At 60.0% G+C, this 25,892-nt stretch carries 29 protein-coding genes; 14 read left to right on the top strand and 15 right to left on the bottom strand.

Annotated elements, in window-relative coordinates:
• Window positions 1-5 precede the first annotated feature (5 nt).
• From ACR0ER_RS08530 to ACR0ER_RS08515, 4 genes are read right to left on the bottom strand one after another with little or no spacing between them, the layout of a single operon-like run.
• Window positions 6-611, bottom strand: a complete 606-nt coding sequence (locus ACR0ER_RS08530) for a pyridoxamine 5'-phosphate oxidase family protein (RefSeq protein ID WP_480768546.1) — start codon at window positions 609-611, stop codon at window positions 6-8.
• Window positions 598-1,338 (bottom strand): lysophospholipid acyltransferase family protein, encoded by a 741-nt coding sequence (locus tag ACR0ER_RS08525; RefSeq protein WP_480768545.1) that lies wholly within the window; start codon window positions 1,336-1,338, stop codon window positions 598-600. Before ACR0ER_RS08525 ends, ACR0ER_RS08530 begins: the two co-directional genes overlap by 14 nt.
• Window positions 1,338-2,237 (bottom strand): cell division protein FtsX, encoded by a 900-nt coding sequence (locus ACR0ER_RS08520; protein ID WP_480768544.1) that lies wholly within the window; start codon window positions 2,235-2,237, stop codon window positions 1,338-1,340. Before ACR0ER_RS08520 ends, ACR0ER_RS08525 begins: the two co-directional genes overlap by 1 nt.
• Window positions 2,234-2,911 (bottom strand): cell division ATP-binding protein FtsE, encoded by a 678-nt coding sequence (locus ACR0ER_RS08515; RefSeq protein WP_480768543.1) that lies wholly within the window; start codon window positions 2,909-2,911, stop codon window positions 2,234-2,236. Before ACR0ER_RS08515 ends, ACR0ER_RS08520 begins: the two co-directional genes overlap by 4 nt.
• A 183-nt stretch (window positions 2,912-3,094) precedes the next feature.
• On the opposite strand from ACR0ER_RS08515, the gene ACR0ER_RS08510 reads away from it, so the two are divergent.
• On the top strand, window positions 3,095-3,886 hold the full coding sequence (locus ACR0ER_RS08510) for a zinc-ribbon domain-containing protein (RefSeq protein WP_480768542.1): 792 nt from the start codon (window positions 3,095-3,097) through the stop codon (window positions 3,884-3,886).
• 18 nt (window positions 3,887-3,904) lie between these two features.
• On the opposite strand, the gene ACR0ER_RS08505 is transcribed toward ACR0ER_RS08510, so the two are convergent.
• From ACR0ER_RS08505 to argH, 4 genes are all read right to left on the bottom strand, one after another.
• Window positions 3,905-6,442, bottom strand: a complete 2,538-nt coding sequence (locus ACR0ER_RS08505; protein WP_480768541.1) for a TIGR02302 family protein — start codon at window positions 6,440-6,442, stop codon at window positions 3,905-3,907.
• Window positions 6,443-6,478: 36 nt separating this feature from the next.
• Entirely contained in the window at window positions 6,479-7,744 is a 1,266-nt protein-coding gene (gene lysA, locus ACR0ER_RS08500) for a diaminopimelate decarboxylase (protein ID WP_480768540.1), read from the bottom strand.
• Between the two features lie 294 nt (window positions 7,745-8,038).
• Complete coding sequence (locus ACR0ER_RS08495) at window positions 8,039-8,221, bottom strand: argininosuccinate lyase (protein WP_480768539.1); 183 nt, start codon at window positions 8,219-8,221, stop codon at window positions 8,039-8,041.
• Entirely contained in the window at window positions 8,221-9,609 is a 1,389-nt protein-coding gene (argH, locus tag ACR0ER_RS08490) for an argininosuccinate lyase (protein ID WP_480768538.1), read from the bottom strand. The genes ACR0ER_RS08495 and argH overlap by 1 nt, the downstream gene beginning before the upstream one ends.
• Before the next feature lie 21 nt (window positions 9,610-9,630).
• On the opposite strand from argH, the gene ACR0ER_RS08485 reads away from it, so the two are divergent.
• The 10 genes from ACR0ER_RS08485 (at window position 9,631) to yddG (ending at window position 17,620) form a co-directional block, all read left to right on the top strand.
• On the top strand, window positions 9,631-10,197 hold the full coding sequence (locus ACR0ER_RS08485) for a TlpA disulfide reductase family protein (protein WP_480768537.1): 567 nt from the start codon (window positions 9,631-9,633) through the stop codon (window positions 10,195-10,197).
• 91 nt (window positions 10,198-10,288) lie between these two features.
• Window positions 10,289-10,618, top strand: coding sequence for a hypothetical protein (locus ACR0ER_RS08480; RefSeq protein ID WP_170333301.1), 330 nt, complete (start codon window positions 10,289-10,291; stop codon window positions 10,616-10,618).
• 59 nt (window positions 10,619-10,677) lie between these two features.
• Window positions 10,678-11,064 carry a hypothetical protein gene (locus ACR0ER_RS08475; RefSeq protein WP_480768536.1) on the top strand — a complete coding sequence of 129 codons (387 nt, stop codon included), beginning with the start codon at window positions 10,678-10,680 and terminating at the stop codon, window positions 11,062-11,064.
• Window positions 11,061-12,032: a sterol desaturase family protein gene (locus ACR0ER_RS08470; RefSeq protein WP_480768535.1), complete on the top strand. Its 972-nt coding sequence runs from the start codon at window positions 11,061-11,063 to the stop codon at window positions 12,030-12,032. Before ACR0ER_RS08475 ends, ACR0ER_RS08470 begins: the two co-directional genes overlap by 4 nt.
• A 93-nt stretch (window positions 12,033-12,125) precedes the next feature.
• Window positions 12,126-12,314 carry a hypothetical protein gene (locus ACR0ER_RS08465; RefSeq protein ID WP_480768534.1) on the top strand — a complete coding sequence of 63 codons (189 nt, stop codon included), beginning with the start codon at window positions 12,126-12,128 and terminating at the stop codon, window positions 12,312-12,314.
• A gap of 91 nt (window positions 12,315-12,405) precedes the next feature.
• The gene (locus tag ACR0ER_RS08460; RefSeq protein ID WP_480768533.1) at window positions 12,406-13,239 is read left to right on the top strand and encodes an EAL domain-containing protein; all 834 of its coding nucleotides are present in this window, start codon (window positions 12,406-12,408) and stop codon (window positions 13,237-13,239) included.
• Between the two features lie 184 nt (window positions 13,240-13,423).
• On the top strand, window positions 13,424-14,599 hold the full coding sequence (locus ACR0ER_RS08455) for an acetyl-CoA C-acetyltransferase (RefSeq protein ID WP_170333291.1): 1,176 nt from the start codon (window positions 13,424-13,426) through the stop codon (window positions 14,597-14,599).
• Window positions 14,600-14,786: 187 nt separating this feature from the next.
• Complete coding sequence (gene phbB / locus ACR0ER_RS08450; protein ID WP_170333290.1) at window positions 14,787-15,509, top strand: acetoacetyl-CoA reductase; 723 nt, start codon at window positions 14,787-14,789, stop codon at window positions 15,507-15,509.
• Between the two features lie 300 nt (window positions 15,510-15,809).
• Window positions 15,810-16,757 carry a transcriptional regulator GcvA gene (locus ACR0ER_RS08445; protein WP_480768532.1) on the top strand — a complete coding sequence of 316 codons (948 nt, stop codon included), beginning with the start codon at window positions 15,810-15,812 and terminating at the stop codon, window positions 16,755-16,757.
• Window positions 16,754-17,620 carry an aromatic amino acid exporter YddG gene (gene yddG, locus ACR0ER_RS08440; protein WP_480768531.1) on the top strand — a complete coding sequence of 289 codons (867 nt, stop codon included), beginning with the start codon at window positions 16,754-16,756 and terminating at the stop codon, window positions 17,618-17,620. Before ACR0ER_RS08445 ends, yddG begins: the two co-directional genes overlap by 4 nt.
• Here the strand turns inward: yddG and ACR0ER_RS08435 are convergent.
• The 3 genes from ACR0ER_RS08435 to ACR0ER_RS08425 form a co-directional block, all read right to left on the bottom strand.
• The gene (locus tag ACR0ER_RS08435) at window positions 17,617-17,781 is read right to left on the bottom strand and encodes a YdcH family protein (protein ID WP_170327212.1); all 165 of its coding nucleotides are present in this window, start codon (window positions 17,779-17,781) and stop codon (window positions 17,617-17,619) included. The two genes, yddG and ACR0ER_RS08435, sit on opposite strands and share 4 nt — an antisense overlap.
• A 121-nt stretch (window positions 17,782-17,902) precedes the next feature.
• A complete protein-coding gene (locus ACR0ER_RS08430; RefSeq protein WP_480768530.1) occupies window positions 17,903-18,676 on the bottom strand; it encodes a tRNA1(Val) (adenine(37)-N6)-methyltransferase in 774 nt (257 codons plus the stop codon).
• The gene (locus ACR0ER_RS08425; RefSeq protein ID WP_170333283.1) at window positions 18,673-18,888 is read right to left on the bottom strand and encodes a putative signal transducing protein; all 216 of its coding nucleotides are present in this window, start codon (window positions 18,886-18,888) and stop codon (window positions 18,673-18,675) included. The genes ACR0ER_RS08430 and ACR0ER_RS08425 overlap by 4 nt, the downstream gene beginning before the upstream one ends.
• Before the next feature lie 55 nt (window positions 18,889-18,943).
• On the opposite strand from ACR0ER_RS08425, the gene ACR0ER_RS08420 reads away from it, so the two are divergent.
• The gene (locus tag ACR0ER_RS08420) at window positions 18,944-19,942 is read left to right on the top strand and encodes a polyprenyl synthetase family protein (protein WP_480768529.1); all 999 of its coding nucleotides are present in this window, start codon (window positions 18,944-18,946) and stop codon (window positions 19,940-19,942) included.
• Here the strand turns inward: ACR0ER_RS08420 and ACR0ER_RS08415 are convergent.
• The 4 genes from ACR0ER_RS08415 to soxR form a co-directional block, all read right to left on the bottom strand.
• Window positions 19,935-20,756 carry a 4-(cytidine 5'-diphospho)-2-C-methyl-D-erythritol kinase gene (locus ACR0ER_RS08415; protein WP_480768528.1) on the bottom strand — a complete coding sequence of 274 codons (822 nt, stop codon included), beginning with the start codon at window positions 20,754-20,756 and terminating at the stop codon, window positions 19,935-19,937. The genes ACR0ER_RS08420 and ACR0ER_RS08415 overlap by 8 nt on opposite strands.
• The gene (locus tag ACR0ER_RS08410; protein WP_480768527.1) at window positions 20,746-22,458 is read right to left on the bottom strand and encodes a tetratricopeptide repeat protein; all 1,713 of its coding nucleotides are present in this window, start codon (window positions 22,456-22,458) and stop codon (window positions 20,746-20,748) included. Before ACR0ER_RS08410 ends, ACR0ER_RS08415 begins: the two co-directional genes overlap by 11 nt.
• 104 nt (window positions 22,459-22,562) lie before the next feature.
• Window positions 22,563-24,209, bottom strand: coding sequence for an electron transfer flavoprotein-ubiquinone oxidoreductase (locus ACR0ER_RS08405; protein WP_480768526.1), 1,647 nt, complete (start codon window positions 24,207-24,209; stop codon window positions 22,563-22,565).
• Between the two features lie 136 nt (window positions 24,210-24,345).
• The gene (soxR, locus tag ACR0ER_RS08400) at window positions 24,346-24,801 is read right to left on the bottom strand and encodes a redox-sensitive transcriptional activator SoxR (protein ID WP_170333250.1); all 456 of its coding nucleotides are present in this window, start codon (window positions 24,799-24,801) and stop codon (window positions 24,346-24,348) included.
• A gap of 87 nt (window positions 24,802-24,888) precedes the next feature.
• On the opposite strand from soxR, the gene ACR0ER_RS08395 reads away from it, so the two are divergent.
• Both ACR0ER_RS08395 and greA read left to right on the top strand, forming a co-directional pair.
• On the top strand, window positions 24,889-25,269 hold the full coding sequence (locus ACR0ER_RS08395; RefSeq protein WP_170333247.1) for a VOC family protein: 381 nt from the start codon (window positions 24,889-24,891) through the stop codon (window positions 25,267-25,269).
• Between the two features lie 140 nt (window positions 25,270-25,409).
• Window positions 25,410-25,880, top strand: coding sequence for a transcription elongation factor GreA (gene greA / locus ACR0ER_RS08390; RefSeq protein ID WP_170446282.1), 471 nt, complete (start codon window positions 25,410-25,412; stop codon window positions 25,878-25,880).
• Window positions 25,881-25,892 lie beyond the last annotated feature (12 nt).

Here is a 25,892-nt window from a genome sequence, read left to right as displayed (position 1 = left end):
CGTGTTCACCACATCGTTTTTGCGGCGCGTGCACCCCATTCAGAGTCGTAGCGCGCGCCACCTTCATCTCCCTCGCTAACTTCCGCCAAAATCTCGCCAATAGTGGGCAGGTCGGCGCTTTCATCGCCCACGCTCCACGTCCGCGCCCGCATCATCGCGCGGGCGCATTGCGTGTAAATCTCAGAAATTTCGATGACGGCAACGGTTGCGGGTCGTTTTCCGTTCTTTTCGAAACGTGCACGCAGGGCGGTATCTGCCGTCAGTCGCGCCTGTCCGTTTACGCGGACGACGTTGTTGGAACCCGGCACCAGAAACATCAGCGCTACACGCGGATCACGCACGATATTGCGCAGGGAATCCAACCGGTTGTTGCCACGCCAGTCCGGCAAGGCCAGCGTGTTAGGATCAAGCTCTAGTACGACCGGGCCATCGTCACCGCGCGGGCTGCCATCGGTCCCTTCGGGGCCGACCGTACTCAGAATGCAAAGCCGCGAGGCCATGATCCATTTGCGGTACAGCGGTGTCAGGCTATATGCGACCTTGCGCAGCGAGGGCGCTGCGGGCGTGCCATACAGCCCTTCAAGCGTTTCGATATCTTCAATGAACTCCATCCGGGTCAAACCCCACTTCTTTCATCAATGCATCAGACCGCGTTTCGATCACGTCTTCCAGCCGCCGCAGGAAATCCCTGCGCCCGACTCCTGGTTCGATCGGATCGAGAAAATCGACAATCGCCAGACCGGGTTTGCGCAGAACGCCTGTGCGCGGCCAGAAGACGCCGGCATTGGTCGCCACCGGAATGCAGGGGAACCCAAGCCCTTCATACAAAACCGCTGTGCCCACCTTGTAGGGAATGTGCACCCCCGGCGCGACACGGGTGCCCTGCGGGTAGATAACCAGCTGACCGGGTTCGGTGAATTCCTTCGAGACGTCCTTGACCATCTTGGCCACCGCAGCGCCCTTTTTACCGCGATCAACCGGGATACAGCCAAGTCGCCGCGCATACATGCCGATGATCGGCGTCCAGAGCAGTTCTCTTTTCATGATGAACTTGCCGTGAGGCACTGCATCGAAAATTATGATGATATCGAGGAAGGATTGGTGCTTGGCCCCAACCACAACCTCACCCGTGGGCACGGCTCCACGGACTTCGGTACGGATTCCCACCATCCAACGGGCCAGCCACATGGTGGTACGAGCATAGGTCTTGCAGGCCCGCAGCGCGCCACTTTTGGCGCACAATGCATAAGGGGCAAACACGATGCCCAGGATCAGCATCCAAGCGTAGATCACGATCATGAAAATCAGCGAACGGACCCATTGAAACGCTGTGGCCATCACGAAAGCTCCTTCAATTTACGACTGGCGGCGGTCCAGGTGGCCAAAAAAGCAACAGTTGCGCCAAGCAGAGGGATTAACACAGGTAATAGCCAACCTATGCCCTGAAACCCAAGACCTGTCAGAAAACCGCCCTCGGTTGAGGCTTCAGGCAGCAGCAGCACGCCCGTCATGCCCAGCAAAACGCCGACCACAGCACCAAAAAAGGCGCGATAGGTAAAGCGTCGCACAAAGGCCCTGGCAATAAAGCTGTCGCGGGCACCTACCAGACGCAGCACCTCAATGATCTGAGCGTTGGCCGCCAGCGACGCGTTGGCAGCCAGTGTGATCATGGCCGCGGTTGCTCCACCGATCAGCAGGATCGAAACCCAACCCAACCGACGCAACGACATGGCTGCATCCACCAGCGGCTCGCGCCAACGGGTGTGGTCGTCCAGTACGGCACCCGGCACTTCGGCCCCAAGGCGCAGGCGCAGGCCGGTGGCGTCCAGCCCGGGCTCGCCTTCGATGATCTCGATCAGCTGTGGTATGGGTAGCGAGTCCAGCGGCAGGTCAGGGCCGAACCACGGGGACAGCAGCGCGACCTGCTCCTCGGTCGTCAACGCGCGGGCCGAGGCGACGCCGGGGGTTTGGCTCAGAACAGTCAAAGCGGCTTCGGTTTGGGCTGCCAACTGGTCGGCAGGAGCGTTAACGCGCAAAGTAGCTGTCCCCGCCAGTTCCGTCGCCCAGCGATCAGCCAGCCGTCCCGAAGCCAAAGATAGGGCCAGCGCGAAAACCGCCAGAAAGCCCATCGCGCCGGACACGAACAGGGTCAGATGCGCGGTATAGCCAGTGGGCGGTACGACCCGATCAGCGCGCGCATCCCGTCGTAACAGGTTGCGGATCATCCCCTTGCTCATAGATCTGCCCCCGCAAGCTGGACCTGACGCTGTGAAATCCGCAATACCCGCGCCTGCACCTGGCTTTTGGCGGCACGGATCAAGCTCAGGTCATGAGTGGCGATCAAAACGGTCTTGCCCATCCTGTTCAACTCGACCAAAAGGCGCAGAAGGCGCTGGGACATTTCCCAATCCACGTTACCAGTCGGTTCATCGGCCAAAACCACATCGGGTGATAGGATAACCGCACGGGCAAGAGCGGCACGCTGACGTTCACCACCCGACAATTCTGGCGGATGCGCGTCCAGCCGGTTGCCCAACCCCACCCATGACAGCAATTCGCTCAGGTCTTCTCGCTTCGCAGTTTCAGCCTGTCCTGACACCATCAACGGCAGGGCCACGTTTTCCACTACGGTCATGTGATCAAGAAACCGGCAGTCCTGATACACAACCCCGATCCGGCGACGCAACAAGGCCATCTGGTCCCGATCCAGCCGAGCCACGTCCTGGTCGAACGCACTCAGCTGCCCGGACGTGGGCAGTAGCGCACCGTAGCATAGCTTGAGCAGTGTGGTCTTGCCTGCACCCGATGGGCCGGTCAAAAAGTGAAACGATCCCGGTTGCAGCTGCAGGGACACATTGCTCAGCAATTCACCACCACCATAGGTGTAGCTGACATTTTCCAGCTCGATCACAAGGGCCCCCGTTTTAGTTGCCGCCCTTCTTGCCCGAGCGCGGTTGTGGTTTCAATGCCTGCACCGGGTCGAATTGGTGACATTTATGCTGCGAAACGGAAAACACCCTTTGCGGTCAGGTCTTAACTGAATATCATCGCTCAAAAAACAATTATCAGGTCGAAGTCCCGACCAGGAGGCAGCATGCGTCTTACGTGTCCGAATTGCAGCGCTCAATATGAGGTGCCAGACGAGGTCATCCCGGAAGAAGGCCGCGACGTTCAGTGTTCAAACTGCGAGAACACCTGGTTTCAACCCAAGTACTCAAACGAAGCCGCGCCCGCGACGACCGTACCAGTTGCTGAAGACTCACCCGCCGCAGCAGAACCCGACCCCACACCTGCCGAGCCGGCGGCTGCACCCACCACCGAAGTGAAGGTAGACATCAAGCCTAGGTCCGCGCCAAAACCCGAACCCACGGCTGCACCAGAGCCCGAGGTTGTGCCCGAACCCGAAGAACCTGCCGCGACCGGTAGCGTCGATCCGGCGGTTGCCAGCATCCTTAAGGAAGAAGCCGCCCGAGAGGCTGATCTGCGCGCGCAGGAAAGCAGTAGCCTTGAGACTCAACCCGATCTGGCGCTGGATACCCCACCCGAACCCGCCCCGGAACGCGCTGATAAAGAGTTGAAGGCAACAGAAACCGCAGAAGATGCGGGTCAGAAGGAAGCGTTGCCGGATGTCGAAGCGATCAATTCCAGCCTGCGCAGCGACGTAACCGCGACAGAGGACACTGCCCCGCGCAAATCAGGTGGGTTCATGCGTGGGTTTTCTTTGATCGTGATTATCGGGGTTGTCTTGATATTGATCTATGGCAACGCACAGCAGATCAGTGAGGCCGTCCCACAGGCAGACCCAATCCTGGAACCTTATGTGACGATGGTGGATCAGGCCCGGTTGTGGCTAGAGGCGCAGACCGCGGGTACGGCGCAGAACTGACACCGTTACGAAGCTAGGCTAGAACCGCTCCAGCAGCCGCTTGAGGTATTCCAACTCGATCTGAGGCCGGTCCGTCTCGCCGGTACGACGGCGGATTTCGTCCAGCAATTCACGGGCGCGGCGATAGACATCTTCGCCCTGCAACAGACTTTCATCTGTCGAGATCGTTCCGTTCGCCCCCGGGCTGCGGCCCAGCGGGTCGCGGTTATTGGCTTGCATGTCGCCTTCCTGCGACCCCTGACCGGGCTGGTTTTGTTGGTTCTGGGCCAATGCCTCACCCAAAGACCGCATACCTTCGCGCAGCGCTTCCATTGCTTCAGACTGGCGATCAATGGCTTCGGCCAGATCATCGCCGCGCAATGCCTCTTCGGCTTCGTCCATGGCTCGGCCCGCACGGCCCAGCGCCTCGCGCGCATCCTCGCCTTCCTGCGTACCGGCACCGGGTAGGTTCTGCTGCTGACGGCCCAATTCGTCGCGCAACGCTTGCTGGCGATCGGCCAGCGATCCCTGACCCTGTTGGCTGCCGCCATCTTGATCCGAACCGCGTCCGCCCTGGCCTTCATGGCTTTGCCCCCGGCCCTGACCGCCGCTGCGACCCTCATTGCCCTGGCTTTCCCCTGCTTGTGCACCGGGGTTGAACTGTTCCTGCAGATCACGGAAAGCCTGATCGCTGAGTCCCTGCTGTTCGCGCAGGGTTTCGGCCAACCCCTCCATGGCCTGCTGGCCTTCGGATTGTTGGCCCTGACCCTGACCTTGAGTGACGCGCATGTTTTCCATCATCTGCTGGAACTCTTCCAACGCCTGCTGCGCCTCGGCCATGCGGCCCTGTTCCATCAGCTCCTGAATGCGGTCCATCATCCGCTGCAGGTCGTCCTGCGTCATCTGCATAGTCTCGCCGTTCTGGCCCTGCTGGTTTTCGTCAAACTCGCCGTTTTCCTGCGCCAGGCGTTGCAACTGACGCATGTAATCCTGCGTCGCCTCACGCAACTCCTGCATCAGCTCAGCAATCTCCTCGTCCGAGGCGCCGTTCTTCATCGCCTCGGACAGGCGCTCCTGCGCCCGGCGCATCCGTTCAAGTGCATCGGCCAGCGTGCCCTCTTCGATAATGACCGCCAGATCCCACAGGGCTTGCGCGATCTCTTCCTGCTGTTTGGGCTTAAGGTCGTACTCAGTGAGTGCCTCAAGCCGACGCAGAGTGACGCGCAGGCGCAGATAGGCGGTATCCGAGCGGAAGAACCCCTCGGGCAGGTGCGAAACCGCGCGCAGCAACTGGGCAACCCGCGGCGCGTTGTCCCGCGACCACAGCAGATCGCGGCGCTGTTCGATCACCGCTGCCGCCAGCGGATCAAAGAACCTGCGTGCGGGCAGCTTGGTCATGTAGGGTTCGGACTGGCTTTCCTGATCCGCCGCATCCCGTGCCGTCAGTGTGATTGTCACCGGCAGATGCGCCCAAGGATGTTGCGAGAAATCCTCGATCAGATCCTCGGTGAAATCGGCCCGGTCGCCAGCGATCGGCATCGGCAGTTCCACCTCGATCACCTCGCGCGCCTCGGGTGCGATGGTCAGGCCATAGCGGCGATCTACCGAAGCAAGGTCCAGATCAATCGTAGCGGTGCCGGACACTACGCCATAGTCGTCACTGGCAGCAAAGGGCAGCTTCATCTGACCGCCCGCCTCGGCCTCGGCCACATCCGCGACACCAATGCTGGGCGCGGCATCCTGAACCACGTCCAGCGCCCAGTCGCGCCCGGACGGGCCCGCAATCTTCATCTGCCCCGAACGTTCGACAACAAATTCCTGTTCCGGCTCAGTCGCGTCCTGAGTGCCCAAGGGCGTAGTTGTTTCCGTCAGGCTATGGGCGCCGACCTCGCCATAAAACCGCAGGGTAATGCGGCTGCCCTGAGGGACAGAAAGCGTCGGATCGGATTGATCCGCCAGATAGAGCGTCGGCAGGCCGGTGTAACGCGGCGGCTCGACCCAACCCTCCCAGCTGGGCCCCTGCCCTGCGACCGCTGCGCCCGGCGTCATTTCGGCCACCGACCCGATACGCCAGAACGAGCCGAACAGGCCTGCGATCACCAGAGCCAGCAGTGCAGAATAGCGCAGGGCATAGGGGTCGCGGTCAGCCAGCCGCAGATCAGGCTTGACCGGATCGGCCTGCGCCGCCCGCTGTGCCATACGGGTCTGGTGCGCGTGCCAAAGGGCAACCGAATCCGCATCCATCGCGCCGATGGCCTGATCATCCATCAGCGCCTGAATCGGACGGCCAGACAGTGAGGCATCCAGCCGCATCAACGCCTCGGCCCGTGACGGCAGATGGAATCGCCTTACGCCAAAGATCAGCGTCGCAAGCAGCCCCAAAAGGGCCAACGCGCCCAAGATCCAGACCAGTTCTACAGGAACATGGTCTTGCAACCCCAGCATCAGAGCGGCCAGAATCGCCATGAAACCCGAGAAAAACGGCCAAAACGCGCGTAAAACCTGCTCGGCCAGCATCCCTGCATGCGTCAGCCACAGGGAAAATCTTGGGATCGGCAGGTTCGGTCTTGCGGTCAAGGCGGGCCTCCTGAGCAGGCCCGCACGGTCATCGCGTCAGAGCCACTCGGGTATGGTATCGCGGTTTATGATTTCGTCAAAGGTTGGCCGTTCACGAATTACGGCAAATTGATCCCCATGCACCAGAACCTCGGGGATCAGGGGCCGGGTGTTGTATTCGCTCGACATCACCGCGCCATAGGCCCCGGCGCTGCGGAAGGCGACCAGATCACCAGCCACAAGCGGTGGCATGTTGCGCTGTTTGGCAAATGTATCGCCGGTTTCACAGACAGGGCCGACAATATCGTAGGGCTGCTGTTCGACGCCCGGTTCGGGCTCTTGAACAGCGACGATATCGTGGTGCGCCTCGTACATCGCGGGGCGGATCAGGTCGTTCATGGCTCCGTCGAGGATCAGGAAATCGCGGCCCTCACCCGATTTCACATAGATCACCTTGCTGACCATCAGGCCGGCATTGCCCGCAATCAGGCGGCCGGGCTCTATCTCGATCTCACAATTCAGATCGCCCAGCGTCTTCTTGATCAGTGCGCCATATTCCACCGGCAGCGGCGGCGCGTCGTTGGCGCGGGTGTAGGGAATGCCCAAGCCACCGCCCAGATCGAGGCGGCGGATGTTATGCCCTTCTGCGCGCAGCTGCTCGGTCAGCTCGGCGACCTTGGTATAGGCGAGTTCGAACGGCTCAAGCTCGGTCAATTGCGAACCGATATGGACGTCGATGCCGATCACCTCCAACCCCGGCAGGGTGGCGGCGTGGGCATAAACCTCGGACGCGCGGGCGATGGGGATGCCGAACTTGTTTTCTGACTTGCCGGTGGCGATCTTGGCGTGGGTTTTGGCATCCACATCCGGGTTCACTCGTACAGTGATCGGCGCAACGACACCCAGCTCAAGAGCAATGGCGTTGATCACTTCCATCTCGGGCTCGGATTCGACGTTGAACTGCCGGATGCCGCCGGTCAGCGCGGTGCGAATTTCATCTGCCGTTTTACCAACGCCCGAGAACACGATCTTGTCGCCGGGCACTCCTGCGGTCTTGGCACGCAGGTATTCCCCGCCCGAAACCACATCCATCCCCGCGCCCGCCTGCGCCAGCGTCTTCAGGATCGCCTGGTTGCTGGCGGCCTTCATCGCATAGCAGACAAGATGATCCGTACCCTCGAGCGCGTCATCAAACAGCCTGAAATGCCGCAACAGCGTCGCCGTTGAATAGACGTAGAAAGGGGTTCCGACCGTAGCTGCGATCTCGGAAACTGGTACATCCTCGGCGTAAAGCGCGCCGTCGCGGTAGAGAAAGTGATCCATGACTGCGCGCTTAGACCAAAACCGCCCGGCGGATCAATGGATTCCACACTGTCGGGTAAATTCCGTTACTTGGTCGTCGACACGCCGACCCGTCCGTAGCCCGATATGGAAATGCCCGACCCACCCGAATTCGCCTGAGGCTCAGGGCGGGGTTTGTAGGAAGGATCGCAAGCCGCAAGAACAGCTAAGGAAAGGATCAGGCCAAATAACTTCATGGTGTCGACTTATGAATTGTACGGCTCAAGGCAGGTTATGAAATCCGCATAAAAAAGCGGCAGGCTGATTGCAAAGTGATCAAACACCCAGATAAACGCCCAGTCCGCCGCGCCAGAATCCGACGCCGCCGCCAACATGTGTGCCGCTCGACCCAACGCCGACTCCCAAGCTGGCGGTTGGCTGTATTGGTTCCCCATCAGCACCGCAGGCGGCCAGCGCAAACCCGGCCGCGATCAACAGGATCACACGTAGTGTTTGCATCACGCCATCTCCTTCCATCGCTTGATCTGGGCACGCACCTGATCGGGTGCCGTACCGCCGTAGGACTGGCGCGAGTTTACCGAGTTTTCAACGGTAAGGACAGAATAGACGTCATTAGTGATATCTGCATGCACCGACTGCATGTTCTCAAGCGTGAGATCAGGCAGATCGCAACCTTGGGTTTCCGCCATTGCCACCAGCGACCCGGTGACATGGTGTGCATCGCGGAACGGCAGGCCCAACACGCGCACCAGCCAGTCGGCCAGATCGGTCGCGGTCGAGAAGCCCGAACCGGCAGCTGCGGCAAGACTATCCCGGTTGGCGGTCATGTCCTTGACCATGCCTTCCATCGCCGCCAGTGCCAGCATCCAGTTGTCGGCGGCGTCAAAGACCTGTTCCTTATCTTCCTGCATGTCCTTGGAATAAGCCAGCGGCAGGCCCTTCATCACCATCATCAGTGCGGTGTTCGCACCGAAGATGCGGCCCACCTTAGCACGGATCAGCTCGGCCGCGTCGGGGTTCTTCTTCTGCGGCATGATCGACGAGCCGGTCGAGAAGCGATCGGACAGCGTAACAAACCGGAACTGGGCCGAAGACCAGATCACCAATTCCTCGGCAAAACGCGACAGGTGCACGGCGCAGATCGAGGCGGTCGACAGGAACTCTAGCGCGAAATCACGGTCGCTGACGGCGTCCAGCGAATTCGCCGCAGGGCGGTCAAAGCCCAGTGCCTCAGCCGTCATATGACGGTCGATGGGGAAAGAGGTTCCGGCCAGCGCAGCGGCCCCCAGCGGAGATTCATTCATCCGAGCGCGCGCATCACGGACACGCGACAGATCACGGCCGAACATCTCGACATAGGCCATCATATGGTGGCCCCATGTGACCGGCTGCGCGGTTTGCAGATGGGTAAAGCCCGGCATGACCCAATCGGCGCCCGCCTCAGCCTGCGCCAAAAGCGCACGGATCAGGGCCAGCAGGCCGGTTTCGGCAGCATCCAATTGATCGCGGACCCAGAGTTTGAAATCAGTCGCTACCTGGTCATTCCGGCTGCGGCCCGTGTGTAAACGGCCCGCGGGCTCACCAATCACCTCTTTCAGCCGTGCCTCGACATTCATGTGGATGTCTTCCAGCGCGGTCGCGAACTGAAATTCTCCGTCCTGGATTTCTGACAAAACGGTGAGCAGCCCTTCCCGAATAGCTTCGGCGTCACTATCACTTATGACGCCTGTGGCGGCCAACATGGCGGCATGGGCGCGCGAGCCTGCAATGTCCTGGGCTGCCATCCGCTGATCGAACCCGATCGAGGCGTTGATCGCCTCCATGATCGCGTCTGGACCGGCGGCAAAGCGGCCGCCCCACATCTGGTTCGAGGATTGATCGGTCATGTAAGAAAACCCGGAGTTGATATGCGCCTATTTCGTCTGATCCCCCTTTATATGGCCCTTGCGCTGGGTGCAAACGCGGCTTTGGCCACGGATGCGGAAACTCTGGGCCCGCTGCGCGACGGCACGCTGAAACGGCTGATCCTGCACAAGGAACCCAAACCCCATGAACTGGTCGAATTCCAGCTGGAAGATGACGGCGGCACCGCGACGCTTGAGGATTACAAAGGCAAATACGTTCTGCTGAACTTCTGGGCCACGTGGTGTGCGCCCTGCCGCAAGGAAATGCCCCAGATTGCCGAGCTGCAGGCCGAGTTCGGCGGCGACAAGTTCGAGGTGCTGACCCTTGCCACCGGGCGCAACTCGCCCGCAGGGATCAAAAAGTTCTTCGAAGAGAACGGCATCGAAAACCTGCCCCGCCATCAGGACAAGGGCTCGGCCGTGGCGCGGGAATTCGGCGTGATCGCCCTGCCGATCACGGTGATCCTTGATCCCGACGGCAACGAGATCGCCCGGCTGATCGGCGACGCAGAATGGAATTCGGACAGCGCCAAGGCGATCGTTTCGACGCTGGTGGGTGCTGAAAGTTAAGGAATACGCCATTCCCCGCAAACTGTGCTAGACTGGAACCGGCCCCGATGGGCCGGTTTTTCGTTTATTACCTTTTGGAAGGGAGGCGACTATGAAACCCGTCGTTCTGTTGATTGGCCGCTTGCCCAACGTCATCGGCGACGTGGCGCGGCAGTTGGATCACATGCCGATCCAATGGCTGGGCGCGCATGATCCCGATGAGGTCCGGCGGCAGCTAGATGCCGAGCCCCGGATTGTCTGCGCCATCATGGGCGCCGGTCTGGATGACAAGATACGAGGCGAGCTGGTGGGCATCATCGCCGCCCGCAGGCCGGATATCTGCATTCACCTCAAGGATCGTGCGTCCGGCCCTGACGGTCTGGTGCCCTTTGTCGAACGTGTCGTGCAGCACGAAATCCTCGAAACGCTCGAAACTGGCTGACGCCACGCAACCTTTGACAGCATCCTGACCGCTCTGCACTCTGCGGGCGGGAGGACGGAATGCCGCTTGAAATACTGCTGGTTCTGGTTGTCGGAGGTATTGTCGGTGTAACGGTGATGCTGCATTTGACCGGGCGGTCCAAGATGCGTGAACTGACGCCCGAGACCGCGCGCTCGGAGTGGTTGCGCCATGCGCCTGACGACGAGATCATCGACATCACCATTGCCCATGACAAACACGCGGCCCTGATCCGCACCGAGACCGGCAACGGGCTGCTGTGGTCCTTTGGCGCCGATACCGTAGCGCGGCATCTGCTGGATTTCGACTGGCTGGATCACCCCGACGGGTTCGAGATCCAGTTCCACGACTTCGGCACACCCAAAGCCATCATCCGCCTTGACGAATTCGAACGCCCCCATTGGGAACTTCTGATGGACCCCGCATGACCGACCAAATAACCTTCCCCGATGCCGTTCAATGGGCCGTGCCCTTCTTTATCGCCGCCATTCTGGCCGAGTTCCTGTGGATCGCCATCAAAGGCAAAGGCGGCCGGTATGAGACGCGCGATGCGGTGACCTCGTTGGTGATGGGGGCAGGAAACATCGCCTCGGGCTTTTTGCTGGGCTTCATCGCTTATGCGTTCTTCATGTGGCTGTGGCAGATCACGCCGCTGAATCTGGGCACCTCAATCCCGGTGATCATCCTGTGCTTTGTGCTGGACGACCTGCGGTATTACTGGGTGCATCGCTTTGGCCATCGCATCCGCTGGGTCTGGGCCAGCCATGTGAACCACCACAGCTCGCAACATTACAACCTAACCACCGCGCTACGGCAGACCTGGACCTATACCTTCACCTTCATGATGGTGGTGCGCGCGCCACTGATCCTGCTGGGCTTTCACCCGGCAATGGTGTTGTTCTGCGGCGGTCTGAACCTGATCTACCAGTTCTGGATTCACACCGAAGCCATCGGCAAGATGCCCCGCTGGTTCGAGGCGGTGATGAACACGCCCAGCCACCACCGCGCCCATCACGGCCGCAACGCACGCTATCTGGATTGCAACTATGCGGGCGTCTTCATCATCTGGGACAAGATGTTCGGGACTTTCGTGCCGGAACAAAAGGATGACCGGGTCGATTACGGGCTGGTCCACAATATCGGCACGTTCAACCCGCTGCGCGTGGCCTTTCACGAATGGGTCAGCATCTGGCGCGACGCGACCCAACCGGGGCTGACCTTGCGCGAACGTCTGGCTTACTGCTTTGCACCCCCGGGCTACAGCCACGACGGCAGCCGTGAGAACTCGGAAGAAATCAAAGCCAAGCACCTGGCCCGGCATCCGGAAGATCGCGGAACGCCCGGATTTGAACAATTTGAGGCCAAAACGCCCAATACGCAGGCAAAACAGGCTTAAATCCGCCGGTCCGACGTCCCCCTGTCCTTGAAAGCGCGATTTCACATTCCATATTCAGCGGATGTGATACGTATCGAGTAGCCGGAGGCCGACATGTCCAGATTGACAACCGCATCAACCGTTCTTGGTCTGGTCGGGCTGGTTATGGCAATGCTGACGGCACTGGCGGGTGGCGCCCCCAGCATCATTGCGCTGGGATTTATTATGCTGGCACTGGGCTTCATGGGCGCTGTGTTTGGCGCAGCAGCAGCTTTGGGCCGCGTCTGGGAAACGACACGCTGAACCGCATCAAATTTACAACCCTTAACCACAGATTCATAGTTTTGCCCTGAAATCAGACCCCAAGCGGCGACGTAAAGGGAATGGCAAAGCGATGCGGGACAAAAAACAGGCGGATATGCCCGAGGGTGCGGAAAGCCCGCTGAATGCGGCCGTCGCATCCCGCGATACGTCCACAGTCCTAATGGCGACCGAAGCGGTAAAGCACAAACAGTGCAAGCTGGCCTTTCAGCCCATCATGCAGGCGCATCCCCCGTTCGGCGTAGCCTTTTACGAAGGGTTCATCCGGGTGCTGGACGAAACCGGGCGGGTCATTCCCGCGCGCGATTTCATGCCGCAACTGGAAAACACTCCCATCGGGCGGGATCTGGATTGCGTCGCGCTGGAAATGGGGCTGCGGACGCTGGCCAGAAACCCCGACATCCGGCTGTCGATCAACATGTCCGCCCGCTCGATCGGATATGCCCGGTATTCACGGGTGCTGGACCGGTTTCTGAAGAAAGACGCCAGTATCGGCGAGCGGCTGATTCTGGAAATCTCGGAAAGTTCGGCAATGACGGTGCCGGAACTGGTGATCGATTTCATGGACCGGCTGCAACCGCGCGGCGTCGCCTTTGCACTGGACGATTTTGGCGCCAGCAACTTCAGTTTCCGCCATTTCCGAGAGTTTTTGTTCGACGCCGCCAAGATCGACGGGCAATTCGTACGCGGCATCAGCGACAATCCCGACAATCAGGCTCTGGTCCGCGCCCTGGTCGCCGTGGCGCGCGAATTCGAGATTCTGGTGACGGCCGAATCGGTCGAAACCAAGGCAGAAGCCGAATTCCTTGTGGCCAATGGCGTGGACTGTTTACAGGGCTTTTTGTTCGGTGCCCCCACTGTCTCGGCTCCTTGGAAAGGTGAAAAACCACAGAAAACGGGTAGCTAACCAAGCAAAAACTGACCTAGGGGCACCCTGAGACAAGGTGACCGTTGCTGCGTTTGCAGCATTACGCTATGCCATGTGAAGTTGGAGCGGGGGATCAGGAGGCGCTCTGGTTCACAGGGGCTTTGCCTTTGCGATCCGCGCCGTTACGGTTCCCACAGGACCTTGATGGTAAAGGATTGTCTATATGACCAACGTAGTAATCGCATCCGCAGCACGCACAGGCGTCGGCAGTTTTGGCGGCTCGTTTGCAAACACACCCGCACATGATCTGGGCACTGCCGTGCTTGAGGCCGTCGTCGAACGCGCCGGTGTCGAAAAGGGTGAGGTAAGCGAAACCATCATGGGTCAGGTGCTGACGGCCGCTCAGGGTCAGAACCCGGCGCGTCAGGCGCATATCAATGCCGGCCTGCCGCAGGAAAGCGCGGCCTGGGGCATCAACCAGGTTTGTGGTTCGGGCCTGCGTGCCGTTGCCTTGGGTGCGCAACACATTCAGCTGGGTGATGCCGAGATCGTGGCCGCTGGCGGTCAGGAAAACATGACCCTCTCGCCCCACGCCGCCGCCCTGCGCGCCGGTCACAAGATGGGCGACATGAAATATATCGACACGATGATCCGCGATGGTCTGTGGGACGCCTTCAACGGCTATCACATGGGGCAGACCGCCGAGAACGTGGCCGAGAAGTGGCAGATCAGCCGCGACATGCAGGACGAATTCGCCGTTGCCTCGCAGAACAAGGCGGAAGCTGCGCAAAACGCCGGCAAGTTTGCGGATGAGATCGTGCCCTTCACCATCAAGACCCGCAAGGGTGACATCGTGATGGATAAGGATGAGTACATCCGCCACGGCGCCACAATGGAAGCGATGGCAAAACTGCGCCCCGCTTTCACCAAAGACGGTTCGGTCACCGCGGCCAACGCCTCGGGCCTGAACGACGGTGCCGCGGCAACCCTGCTAATGTCGGCCGAGAACGCCGAGAAGCGCGGGATTGAGCCTCTGGCACGTATCGCATCCTATGCGACTGCCGGTCTAGACCCGTCGATCATGGGCGTCGGCCCGATCTACGCGTCGCGTAAGGCGCTGGAAAAGGCAGGCTGGTCCGTCGACGATCTGGATCTGGTCGAAGCCAACGAAGCCTTCGCTGCGCAGGCCTGCGCCGTGAACAAGGACATGGGTTGGGACCCGTCGATCGTGAACGTGAACGGCGGTGCGATTGCCATCGGTCACCCGATCGGCGCATCTGGCTGCCGCGTTCTGAACACGCTGCTGTTCGAAATGAAGCGCCGTGATGCGAAAAAGGGTCTGGCGACCCTCTGCATCGGCGGCGGCATGGGTGTCGCCCTCTGCGTGGAGCGCGACTAAGTGCGTTGACAACTAATCATAAAAGGGCGTCCTATGGGCGCCCTTTTTTGTTACAATCCAGCTTTACACCTTAGATGCGACAATATCGCCAGACAGAAAGTCACAATCGAACACGAAACGATATTGCGCAGCAATCTCTCTCAGAGTAACAGAATTACCAAGTCAGACTAAATTGGAGGAGTCCTCAATGGCACGTACAGCACTCGTTACCGGCGGTTCCCGCGGCATCGGCGCAGCAATTTCCAAGGCGCTTAAGGCCGAAGGGTATAATGTTGCAGCCACCTATGCCGGGAACGACGAAGCGGCGGCAAAATTCACCGAGGAAACCGGCATCGCCACCTACAAGTGGAACGTGGCCGATTACGACGAATCCAAAGCGGGCCTAGAAAAGGTCGAAGCCGAGGTTGGCCCGATCGACATCGTGGTCGCCAATGCCGGCATCACCCGCGACGCACCGTTCCACAAGATGACCCCGGAACAGTGGCACCAGGTGATCGACACCAACCTGACCGGCGTGTTCAACACCGTGCACCCCGTCTGGAACGGTATGCGCGAGCGCAAATTTGGCCGCGTGATCGTCATCAGCTCGATCAACGGTCAGAAAGGTCAGTTTGCGCAGGTGAACTATGCCGCGACCAAGGCGGGCGATCTGGGTATCGTGAAGTCGCTGGCGCAGGAAGGCGCGCGCGCAGGCATCACCGCCAACGCGATCTGCCCCGGTTACATCGCAACCGAAATGGTCATGGCAGTTCCGGAAAAAGTGCGCGAATCCATCATCGGCCAGATCCCAGCCGGTCGTCTGGGTGAGCCCGAGGAAATTGCCCGCTGCGTGGCGTTCCTCGCCTCGGACGATTCTCAGTTCATCAACGGCTCGACCATTTCGGCCAACGGTGCGCAATTCTTCGTCTGATCCGAAGATCCTGCAAGAAATCGGGCCGGTCCTTTTGGGCCGGCCCTTTTGCATCCCGTAAGAACGCGCGCGCTGCGCTCAGCGGGAACCGAACAGCCATTTCAAGGCATTGTTGATTGCACGGGACCGTTCCAGGTGCGCACGCTGAAAGGCGCGGGCGGTGGCCAGGTTGGTAGTGACCTCAATCATGGCAGTCTTCCTTTCAGTTCAACTCTGTTTGACTTGATCTATATATGCGCCCTAAATTCAAAGCTGACAAACGAGGTTTCTACGGGTTTCAGTTAAGAATTTCTTGATACAATGAGCACATCCCTTCCCTCTCTGACCGCCCTGCGTGCCTTTGACGCCGCCGCACGACACATGTCCTTTGCCAAAGCAGCTGACGAATTACACGTTACCCCCGCAGCGCTGTCCTTTCAGATCAAATCGCTAGAGGAACATCTGGGCCGCCCCCTGTTTCACCGCCTGAACCGCGCGGTGGAACTGACCGAGGCCGGACGTGCCCTCGCCCCCGGCGCGGCGGAGGGGTTTGCGACGCTGCAGGCAGCATGGCAGGCGACCCGGCGGCAGGGCAACGACACCAGCCTAACGGTGACCGCGGGCCCTGCACTGACGGCCAAGTGGCTGGCGCCGCGGCTTTATGATTTTGCCCGGTCGCACCCAGAGATTGACCTTAAGTTTTCAGCCACCCTGCGGATCGTGGATCTGGAACGCGATGATGTGGATGTGGCTATCCGCTTTGGCTATGGCCCGGATGAAGAGTTGTATTCTGTCCCCGTCCGCAAAGAGTGGCTAACTCCGGTGATGACCCCGGAACTGGCCGAACAATTTCCGACTGTCGAACGCCTGAAGGACGCCCCTCTGATTCATGACGACTCGATTGCGTTTCTAAGACCGCGGTGCGACTGGCCCACTTGGTTCCGGGCTGTGGGGATCGATTTCGCGCCCGAGCATGGCGCACGGTTCTCGAATGCCGATCACGCGATTGATGCCGCCGTTGCGGGTGTTGGGGTGGTGCTGGGCCGCCGCGCAATGATCCTGAAAGACATGACCGAAGCGCGATTGGTCGCCCCCTTCAAGGTCGCCATCGAAACCCGGGGGCGGTTCCGCTTTCTGTGCCTGCCCGGCGCCGAAAACCGTCCCCAGATCGCAGCCTTTCGCGATTGGTTCGTTGCCGAGATCGAGAAAACCGCGCATATCTCGGACGAATTCCAGATCATCCCGGTTGAAAACATCCCTGCCCCATGACCAGAACACGCGCAACTGCCATCGGATTCATCGCCGTTTTGCTGTGGTCCCTACTGGCCTTGTTTACCGTCGGCTCGTCCCCAACCCCGCCCTTGCTGCTGAACACCATCTGCTTTTCGATTGGAGGCACGCTGGGCCTGATCTGGACCGGGGCCAATGGTGGGCTGCGCCAGTTGCGCGCCGTGCCCTGGACGACATACCTGTTTGGCACCGCAGGGTTATTTGGCTATCACGCGCTGTATTTCTCGGCCCTGCGCATGGCCCCGGCAGCCGAGGCCGGGTTAATCGCCTATCTCTGGCCGCTGCTGATTGTGCTGTTTTCCGGACTGCTGCCGGGAGAGACCCTGCGCATCGAGCACCCGATCGGCGCCTGCCTTGGCTTTTTCGGCGCGGCGGTGATCATTGCCGGGGGCGGCAGCATGGGGTTTCAGGCAGATCACCTGCCGGGCTATGGGCTGGCGCTGCTCTGCGCCCTGACATGGTCGGGTTACTCAGTCCTGTCGCGCCGGTTAGGGGATACACCGACCAGTTCAGTCGCCGTGTTCTGCATTGCCGCAGCGATTGCCTCGGGCCTGCTGCATCTGGCGGTCGAAGACACCGTGTGGCCCCACAATGCCATCGGCTGGGCCTCGGTCGCAGCACTTGGGTTGGGGCCGGTCGGGTTGGCGTTTTATGTCTGGGATATCGGGGTCAAGCAGGGCGACATTCAGATGCTGGGCACGGCGTCCTATGCGGCACCCTTGTTGTCTACTCTGGCTTTGGTTGTGGCCGGGATCGCCGCCCCATCCTGGGGTCTGGCGATCGCGGCTGTTTTAATCACTGGCGGCGCGGCCATTGCTGCGCGGGCCAGTATGAGACGCTAGTTCGACAATCGCTCGATCTCTTCCTTAAGCCTAAGCTTCTGCTTTTTTAGCTGAGCAATATGGAGATCGTCGATGCCAGGCGAGCGTTGGGCTTGTTCAACTTCTAGACCGAGAGATTCGTGCTTTTTCTTCAGTTCGGTCAGGTGTGCGCTCACGCTCATGGCGATACTCCTCTGTTGGTGTCTGAGTTTCACGTAAGAAGTTGACCACATCGTTTCCACCCTGTCACGCTGCAGACGCACAGATTCTGTCACAAATCCGACAAATTCGGCTGGTTACTGCCTATTGGTTGAATTTGCCGCAGATCGCGGCCCCGTCGCGCAGTACGGCCGAGACCTGAGTCGTATAGCTTTCGCCATCTTTTTCGTGGCGATCACCTGCGTGTAAAATCAGTGGCAAGTGCAGCCGAAATGCCGCCCGACCACCCTTTCTGGCTCGTAAAATCACCAACTCAGTAGCCCTACCGGCGCGCGCGGCGAGCGGCAGCACCTCGACCGAGCCCAGACGCCCGGCGCAGCCCGCCAGCATATCGGGCAAACGGTCGGCCTTTTGGATCATGTGCAGATAGCCACGTGGCGCGAGGCGTTTGGCAGCAACGTCGAACCAATCTACCAGAGGCGTCTCTTCTCCCAAAGCCACGCTGCGCCCTTTATCCGTTGCCGGGCTATGTGCCCCGGCCCGATAGTAGGGCGGATTGGCAATCACGTGGTCGAATTGCCGCTGCTTCAGGTCGGCAGGCAGAGCATTCAGGTCGGCTTCAATCACCTCAAGTGACGCCTCGTTTTCCGCTGCGTTTCGACGCGCCAGTTCGGCATAGGCAGGTTGCAGTTCCGCACCCACCCCCTGCAGCCCCGGCACTCGGGCCAACAGGCACAGGATCGCTGCACCGGCCCCGCATCCCAGTTCCAGCACGGTGTGACCACTGGCCGCTGGGACCGACGCCGCCAGCAGCACCGGGTCCACCCCCGCCCGATAGCCCGAACGCGGTTGCCACAGGCGCACCCGTCCGTTCAAAAAGTCGTTACAAGTCAGGTCACTATCGGGGAACAGGTTCATCGACCCAGCGGGATATCATTGTCGCGCATCACGCGTTCCGCCCGGGTCAGGTCGTCGGTCCGCACCATCAGACGGCGGGGGAAGATTCCGATACCACCTTCGAGGATGCTCATATTTACGTCCATCTGAAAGCAGTCTATATCCTCTCCCTCAAGAAGGGCCGAAGCAAAGGCCAGGATCGTTGGATCGGTGCTGCGCAAAAGTTCTTTCATGAGAAGGATGTAAGGGCAAGGTAGACCGAAAGTCGAGCCTTGTATCAGGAGTGTGATGGATATCGACACGATCACAAAACCGCATGAGCGACTGGCGGAAATTCTGGCCGGTGAAATGGACGCGGTCAATGAGCTGATCCGCACGCGCATGGCCTCTGAGCACGCGCCGCGCATTCCCGAGGTCACCGCGCATCTGGTTGAGGCCGGCGGCAAGCGTCTGCGTCCAATGCTGACGCTGGCCGCAGCCCGTCTGTTCGGTTACCCGGGCGACCACCATGTGCGTCTGGCCGCAACGGTCGAATTTATCCACACCGCCACCCTTCTGCATGACGACGTGGTGGACGAAAGCGCCCAGCGGCGCGGGCGGCCCACGGCAAACCTGTTGTGGGACAACAAATCCAGTGTTCTGGTCGGCGATTATCTGTTCTCCCGTAGTTTCCAGTTGATGGTTGAGACCGGATCGCTGCGGGTTCTGGACATTCTGGCCAACGCCTCGGCCACCATTGCCGAAGGCGAAGTGCTGCAGATGACGGCCGCCACTGATCTGGGCACGGATGAGGCGATTTACCTGCAGGTCGTGCGCGGCAAGACCGCCGCGCTGTTTTCCGCCGCAACCGAGGTGGGAGGCGTGATCGCCGGAGCCTCCGAAGAGCAGGTTAAGGCGCTTTACGACTATGGTGATGCGCTGGGTATCGCCTTCCAGATCGCCGATGATCTTCTTGATTATCAGGGCGATAGCAAAGCCACTGGCAAGAATGTCGGCGACGATTTCCGCGAGCGCAAGCTGACTCTGCCAGTGATCAAAGCCGTGGCGCAGGCAACCCCAGAAGAACACGCCTTTTGGGAACGTACGATTGGACGGGGCCGTCAGGAGGACGGCGATCTGGACCACGCGCTGAGCCTGATGGGCAAATACGGCACTCTGGACGCCACCCGCGCGGATGCGTTCGGATGGGCCGTCAAGGCCAAGGGCTCGCTGGACGCCCTGCCCGATCACGAGATCCGCAGCCTGCTGCGCGATCTGGCCGATTACGTGGTCTCGCGCCTTAACTAAGCTGCGTCGCGCGGCACCACCAATCGGGATGGGCCGCGCCGATCTCATACGCCGCGAAATGCGCGTCTTTCATCGTTGGATACAACGCGAAACAGGTCGAGCCTGACCCCGACATCCGGGCCAGAAGGGCGTTTTTGGTGTCTGCCAGTTCCTCAAGCACACGGGCCACATCCGAGGCCAGCCCTGTGGTGGGCAGCTCAAGATCATTGCGCTGATCCTGCAACCACGCGGCACAATCCTCGGGCGTGTTGAAGGCTGGTATTACGCCCGGCATGGGCGGGTTGTCACGGCTGGCCAAAGCCGAGAACACCGTGCCTGTGGGCACTTCGACGCCGGGATTGACCAGTAGCGCGGGCAAGGGGGGCAAGGTGATCGGGTCCAACTGTTCGCCGATACCCCGCATCCGCGCGCCGGACGCCAACATGCACACCGGAACATCCGCACCCAGAGACAGCGCGGCATCCGACGAGACGGCCTCTCCCTGATCAGCAACCATCCGCAAAGTCGCCGCAGCGTCCGAGGACCCGCCACCGATTCCGCCACCATGCGGCAGCACCTTGTTCAGGTCGATGTGTCCGGTCCAGCCCACAGCCTCGGCGGCCTTCCAGACCAGATTGCGATTGTCCGTGGGCACGCCTGCGGCGTGTTCACCAGTAACCGCCATCGACAATGCAGGACCGGGAGTGAACTCCAGCGTGTCGCCAACATCGGCGAACACCACCAGAGAATCCAACAGATGGTAGCCGTCCGGCCGCTGGCCGGTCACATGCAAAGTCAGGTTGATCTTGGCGGGCGCGAAGGCCTTAATTGCCATTGGCGACCTTCAACGGTTCGGCCCCTTCTTCGGCCAGAACCGCATCCAGCCCGATTTCCAGCTTGCGGCGGATGCGTTCGGGGTCAGCCTCGCCATCCGTGTCTGTAGGATCGATGAAGGACAGGGCGCGGCTCCACTGGAATTCAGCTTCGCGCCCACGGCCCACAGCCCAGTAAACGTCACCCAGATGGTCGTTTACTACCGGATCGACCGGCATCAGTTCGACTGCGCGTTCCATATGATCGACCGCTTCATCATATCGGCCCAGACGGAACAGAACCCAGCCCAGACTGTCGACGATATAGCCACTGTCGGGCCGCGCCGCGACGGCGCGTTCGATCATGTCCAGCGCTTCGTCCAGTTTCTCGCGCCGTTCGACCAGCGAATAGCCCAGATAGTTGAGCACCTGCGGCTGATCCGGGTTCAATTCCAATGCGCGGCGGAAATCGGCCTCGGCCTGATCCCAATTCTTCAGCCGTTCATGCGAGATGCCGCGGGCATAGTGCAGGAACCAGTTGCCGCCCGCGCTGCCCTCGGTTAGGTCAATGGCCCTGTCATAAGAACCAACAGCCGCAGCGTAGTCCTCTTGCTGACGCTGCAGATCGGCCAGCGCCACATGTACGCTGGGCAGGTTCGGGCTTTGGCTGGCGAGCGTTTGCAGCACTTCGGCTGCAGCATCTTTCTTGCCCCAGCGGCTGAGCACCTCTGCCCGGCCCAGTTCAGCAGCGTGGTAATCGCTGCTGTTGGTCGGCACTTCGCGATAGGCGGCCACCGCCAGATCATATTGCTCCAGATCATCCAGCAACTCGGCGCTCAGCAGAATCGCGTCCACATGATCGGGGCGCAGGAACGTGGCAATACGGGCATAAAGCAGGACGTAGTTCTGCGCCGCCTCGTTACTGAGTGCGGCACCGACGGAAAAGAAAACTTCGGCCATACCGTCCTGAGCCGATTGCGCATGCGTGAACGGCAATGTTTCATTGGCGCTCAGACGCTCGACATAGCCTTCGATGGACGGATCGCTACCGGCGGCAAAGACCTCTGCCAGAAACTGCAACGCCTCTTCATGGCGATCCAGTTGCGAAAGGACTTCGGCCCGGGCTAAGGCTGCGCGACGCGAAAAGCGGGCGACCGCGCCTTCATGCGCCTTGAATACCTCTTCGGCCCCTTCGAAATCGCCTACCGAGGCAAGCGCCAGCGCCTTGTGGTACAGCGCAAAGTCCCGCAACCCGTCTTGCGTGGAAACCTCGTCAAATTGCTCCATGGCACGAGTCATGGCACCTTGACCGATATAGGCCCAGCCCATCATCAGCCCGTCGACCAGAGGCCCCACGCCCTGTGTTTCGTGATCCAGCGCCAACAGGTCGTCCAGCTTGCCCTCGGCCCCCAGATTGGCGGTGATTACCATCCGGGCCGCTTGGCTGGGCAGCCCCATATCCGCGATAGCCTGTGCTACCGGCAATGTGCGCTGCACGTCGCCCAAGGACAAGCGGGCGACAACAACGCTCTCTAGCAATCCTGCATTTTCGGGATCGGCCTTCAGGGCCTGAGCAAAGTACTTCTCGGCTGCGGTATAGTCGTTCGCGTAGATCGCCTGACGACCGGCCAGATAAGCACCGGACCCGTTATCCGCATGAACCGGAAGTACAAAAGATGAGGTGAACAGCACAGCCAGCGCTGCGCGACGAACCAGAGAAGCCACCAAAATCCTGCCTTGCTATTCTTGTCTGCGCATCAAGCTAGGGCTTTGGTTGGCAAGAGGCAATGGCAGAGCCTTCACGACCCTGCCAGTGCCCGTTTTTTCGCTTACATGTTTGGATAGTTCGGGCCATCCCCGCCCTGCGGCGTGGTCCAGGTGATGTTCTGGCTGGGGTCCTTGATATCACAGGTTTTGCAGTGGACGCAGTTCTGGAAGTTGATCACGAATCGCGGACCTTCTTCATCCTCGACCATCTCGTACACACCCGCCGGGCAATAGCGCTGCGCCGGTTCGTCAAACTTGGGCAGATTGACCTTCACGGGAATCTCGGGGTCGGTCAGTTTAAGATGGCAGGGCTGGCTTTCCTCATGGTTGGTCATCGCAAACGAAACGTTGGTCAGACGGTCGAAGGACAGCGTGCCATCGGGCTTGGGATAGTCGATGGGCTTGTGCTTGCTTGCCTCTTCGGTCGACTGCGCGTCGTTCTTACCGTGACCAACCGTGCCAAACAACGAGAAGCCCAGCGTGTTGGTCCACATGTCCAGACCACCCAGCATCAGCGATGCGGTCAGACCCCATTTCGACCAGATTGGTTTGACGTTACGCACTTTTTTCAGGTCTGCGCCGATCGGGCCCTCACGCACGTCAACCTCATAGGCGGTCAACTCATCACCCGAACGGTCGGCTTTGATCGCGTCGAACGCAGCCTCGGCTGCGGCCTTACCGGACAGCATTGCGTTGTGGTTGCCCTTGATGCGCGGCACGTTGACCATACCGGCCGAACAGCCCAGCAGCGCCACACCCGGAGCCACCAATTTCGGCATCGACTGATAGCCGCCCTCGGTGATCGCACGGGCGCCGTAGGCCACGCGCTTGCCGCCTTTCAGCAGTTCAGCCACCATCGGGTGATGCTTAAAGCGCTGGAACTCCATGTACGGATACAGGTGCGGGTTTTTGTAGTTCAGGTGAACCACGAAGCCGACATAGACCTGATTGTTTTCCAGGTGATAGATGAACGACCCGCCGCCTGCGTTGCTGCCCAGTGGCCAACCCATGGTGTGCGTAACCGAGCCTTCCTTGTGTTTGGCCGGGTCGATCTCCCAGATCTCTTTCATGCCGACGCCGTATTTCTGCGGCTCTTTGCCGGCAGACAGGTCGTATTTCGCGATGACTTCCTTAGACAACGAGCCACGGACACCTTCCGACAGGAAGACGTATTTGCCGTGCAGTTCCATCCCCGGCTCAGTGCCCGGACCGTAGGACCCATCGGGTTCCAGACCGAAGACACCGGCAACCACGCCTTTGACTTCGCCGTTTTCGCCATAAACCAGTTCCGAGCACGCCATGCCCGGGAAGATTTCAACGCCCAGCTCTTCGGCTTGTTCGGCCATCCAACGGCAGACATTGCCCATCGAGACGATGTAATTGCCGTGGTTGTTCATCAGCGGCGGCATCGGGAAGTTGGGGATACGGATCTTGCCCGCCTCACCCAGCATGTAGAAGTTGTCTTCGTGCACCGGCACGTTCAGCGGCGCGCCTTTTTCCTTCCAATCCGGGATCAGCGCGTCCAGACCACAGGGGTCCAGAACCGCACCCGACAGGATATGTGCGCCCACTTCGGAACCCTTTTCAAGAACGACAACATTCAGGTCGGCATCCAGCTGTTTCAGACGGATGGCCGCCGACAGGCCCGCGGGGCCTGCACCCACGATCACCACATCGTATTCCATCGCTTCGCGTTCAATCTCGGCCATCGCGGGCTCCTTAGCTAACTTTTCCGAATTGGCGCTTTCACTGCGTGGTCTGCGCAATATTGTTTCACGGCTGATTACATGGTCTGAAAGACCTTGGTCAATCAAAACACGGCGTAACATTGCTGCAATGCGGCAGTTATGCCTCTGGGGCGTCCCCCATCAGGTATCTGGGACCGCTACCATGGGATTTGGCGCGGTCGTCGGGGTTGTAAAGGGCGCATTTCGGCAGGCTCAGGCAACCGCACCCAATGCAGCCGTCCAGATTGTCGCGCAGCCGCATCAGGGTATCGATTCGCTGATCCAGATGAGACCGCAGACCGACGCTGATCTTTTGCCAATCCTTCGGTGTCGGCGTGCGATTTCCGGGCAGGCCCGACAGCACCTCGCGAATCTCGGGCAGGGTCAGGCCGAATTGCTGGGCGATCATGACAAAGCTCAGCCGCCGGATATCGGCACGCTGATAGCGCCGCTGCCCGCCTGCATTGCGCCAGGGCGCGATCAGTCCCTGCGCCTCGTAATACCGGATGGCCGAAACCGCCAACCCGGTACGCTGCGCCAAGGCACCAATCGCCAGCCCTTCGGAAACCGCCATTTTGACCTCAAAAGAATTTCTTGACCTAAAGTTAGGTTTAGAAATTACGGTGAGTCGGGACAAGCCTAAATTCACAAAGGAGATCCCATGATGGCGACGCTTGAACACACCAACTTCACCGTCCGCGACCCGCAGGCCTCGGCCGCGTGGATGCACAAGGTGTTTGGCTGGAAAACCCGCTGGGAAGGCCCGGCCATTGCGGGCGGGTACACGGTACACGTGGGCAGCACACATACCTACCTGGCGCTTTATGCACCCAGCGATCCAAAACCCTCAGGCGAAAGCAGCTATGACATCGTTGGAGGCCTGAACCATGTGGGCGTGCTGGTCGAAGACATCGACGCCACCGAGCAGAAAGTGATCGACGCAGGTTTCACCCCGAAATCCCATGCCGATTACGAACCGGGCAAACGGTTCTACTTCGACGATGACAATGGCATCGAATTCGAGGTGATTAGCTATGCTTAGGCCGTAATCCGCCCGTTGTGGGGCCATGACCTCTTGCAATTCACGCCTCATTTAGGTCAGGTATTTGCTAACCCATCAAATCGCCCCGACGCTGGTTCCATGCGGCGGGGCGCATCAATTTATGCGTGGACGACAAGAGTATGGAAAAGATTCCCATGACGCCTGCGGGCAATGCCGCGCTCGAGGCAGAGCTGAAAAACCTGAAATCCGTTGAGCGCCCGGCGATCATCGAGGCCATCGCCACAGCGCGCGAACTCGGCGACCTGAAGGAAAACGCCGAATACCATTCGGCGCGCGAAAAACAGGGCTTCATTGAAGGCCGCATCAAAGAGCTGGAAGGCATCCTGTCGCTGGCCGATGTGATCGACCCTGCCAAGCTGTCGGGCGCGATTAAGTTCGGCGCAAAGGTCACTCTGGTCGATGAGGACACCGACGAAGAAAAGACCTGGAAGATCGTGGGTGAGTATGAAGCCAACATCGAAAACGGCCTGCTAAACATTAAATCGCCCATCGCCCGCGCCCTGATCGGTAAGGACGAAGGCGACAGTGTCGAAGTGCGCACCCCCGGTGGCGTGCGATCTTACGAAGTGCTGAGTATCGAGTACGCCTGACCGGAGCGTCCC

It is taken from the genome of Ruegeria sp. CH8, from assembly GCF_056536985.1.
This window is presented reverse-complemented; position numbering and strand designations above follow the sequence as displayed.

Coding starts and splice junctions, on each gene's coding strand:
- ACR0ER_RS08530 (WP_480768546.1), bottom strand. CDS start 611: ATGGAGTTCATTGAAGATATCGAAACGCTTGAAGGGCTGTATGGCACG.
- ACR0ER_RS08525 (WP_480768545.1), bottom strand. CDS start 1,338: ATGGCCACAGCGTTTCAATGGGTCCGTTCGCTGATTTTCATGATCGTG.
- ACR0ER_RS08520 (WP_480768544.1), bottom strand. CDS start 2,237: ATGAGCAAGGGGATGATCCGCAACCTGTTACGACGGGATGCGCGCGCT.
- ACR0ER_RS08510 (WP_480768542.1), top strand. CDS start 3,095: ATGCGTCTTACGTGTCCGAATTGCAGCGCTCAATATGAGGTGCCAGAC.
- lysA (WP_480768540.1), bottom strand. CDS start 7,744: ATGGATCACTTTCTCTACCGCGACGGCGCGCTTTACGCCGAGGATGTA.
- ACR0ER_RS08495 (WP_480768539.1), bottom strand. CDS start 8,221: ATGCAAACACTACGTGTGATCCTGTTGATCGCGGCCGGGTTTGCGCTG.
- argH (WP_480768538.1), bottom strand. CDS start 9,609: ATGACCGATCAATCCTCGAACCAGATGTGGGGCGGCCGCTTTGCCGCC.
- ACR0ER_RS08485 (WP_480768537.1), top strand. CDS start 9,631: ATGCGCCTATTTCGTCTGATCCCCCTTTATATGGCCCTTGCGCTGGGT.
- ACR0ER_RS08480 (WP_170333301.1), top strand. CDS start 10,289: ATGAAACCCGTCGTTCTGTTGATTGGCCGCTTGCCCAACGTCATCGGC.
- ACR0ER_RS08475 (WP_480768536.1), top strand. CDS start 10,678: ATGCCGCTTGAAATACTGCTGGTTCTGGTTGTCGGAGGTATTGTCGGT.
- ACR0ER_RS08470 (WP_480768535.1), top strand. CDS start 11,061: ATGACCGACCAAATAACCTTCCCCGATGCCGTTCAATGGGCCGTGCCC.
- ACR0ER_RS08465 (WP_480768534.1), top strand. CDS start 12,126: ATGTCCAGATTGACAACCGCATCAACCGTTCTTGGTCTGGTCGGGCTG.
- ACR0ER_RS08460 (WP_480768533.1), top strand. CDS start 12,406: ATGCGGGACAAAAAACAGGCGGATATGCCCGAGGGTGCGGAAAGCCCG.
- ACR0ER_RS08455 (WP_170333291.1), top strand. CDS start 13,424: ATGACCAACGTAGTAATCGCATCCGCAGCACGCACAGGCGTCGGCAGT.
- phbB (WP_170333290.1), top strand. CDS start 14,787: ATGGCACGTACAGCACTCGTTACCGGCGGTTCCCGCGGCATCGGCGCA.
- ACR0ER_RS08445 (WP_480768532.1), top strand. CDS start 15,810: ATGAGCACATCCCTTCCCTCTCTGACCGCCCTGCGTGCCTTTGACGCC.
- yddG (WP_480768531.1), top strand. CDS start 16,754: ATGACCAGAACACGCGCAACTGCCATCGGATTCATCGCCGTTTTGCTG.
- ACR0ER_RS08435 (WP_170327212.1), bottom strand. CDS start 17,781: ATGAGCGTGAGCGCACACCTGACCGAACTGAAGAAAAAGCACGAATCT.
- ACR0ER_RS08430 (WP_480768530.1), bottom strand. CDS start 18,676: ATGAACCTGTTCCCCGATAGTGACCTGACTTGTAACGACTTTTTGAAC.
- ACR0ER_RS08425 (WP_170333283.1), bottom strand. CDS start 18,888: ATGAAAGAACTTTTGCGCAGCACCGATCCAACGATCCTGGCCTTTGCT.
- ACR0ER_RS08420 (WP_480768529.1), top strand. CDS start 18,944: ATGGATATCGACACGATCACAAAACCGCATGAGCGACTGGCGGAAATT.
- ACR0ER_RS08415 (WP_480768528.1), bottom strand. CDS start 20,756: ATGGCAATTAAGGCCTTCGCGCCCGCCAAGATCAACCTGACTTTGCAT.
- ACR0ER_RS08405 (WP_480768526.1), bottom strand. CDS start 24,209: ATGGCCGAGATTGAACGCGAAGCGATGGAATACGATGTGGTGATCGTG.
- soxR (WP_170333250.1), bottom strand. CDS start 24,801: ATGGCGGTTTCCGAAGGGCTGGCGATTGGTGCCTTGGCGCAGCGTACC.
- ACR0ER_RS08395 (WP_170333247.1), top strand. CDS start 24,889: ATGATGGCGACGCTTGAACACACCAACTTCACCGTCCGCGACCCGCAG.
- greA (WP_170446282.1), top strand. CDS start 25,410: ATGGAAAAGATTCCCATGACGCCTGCGGGCAATGCCGCGCTCGAGGCA.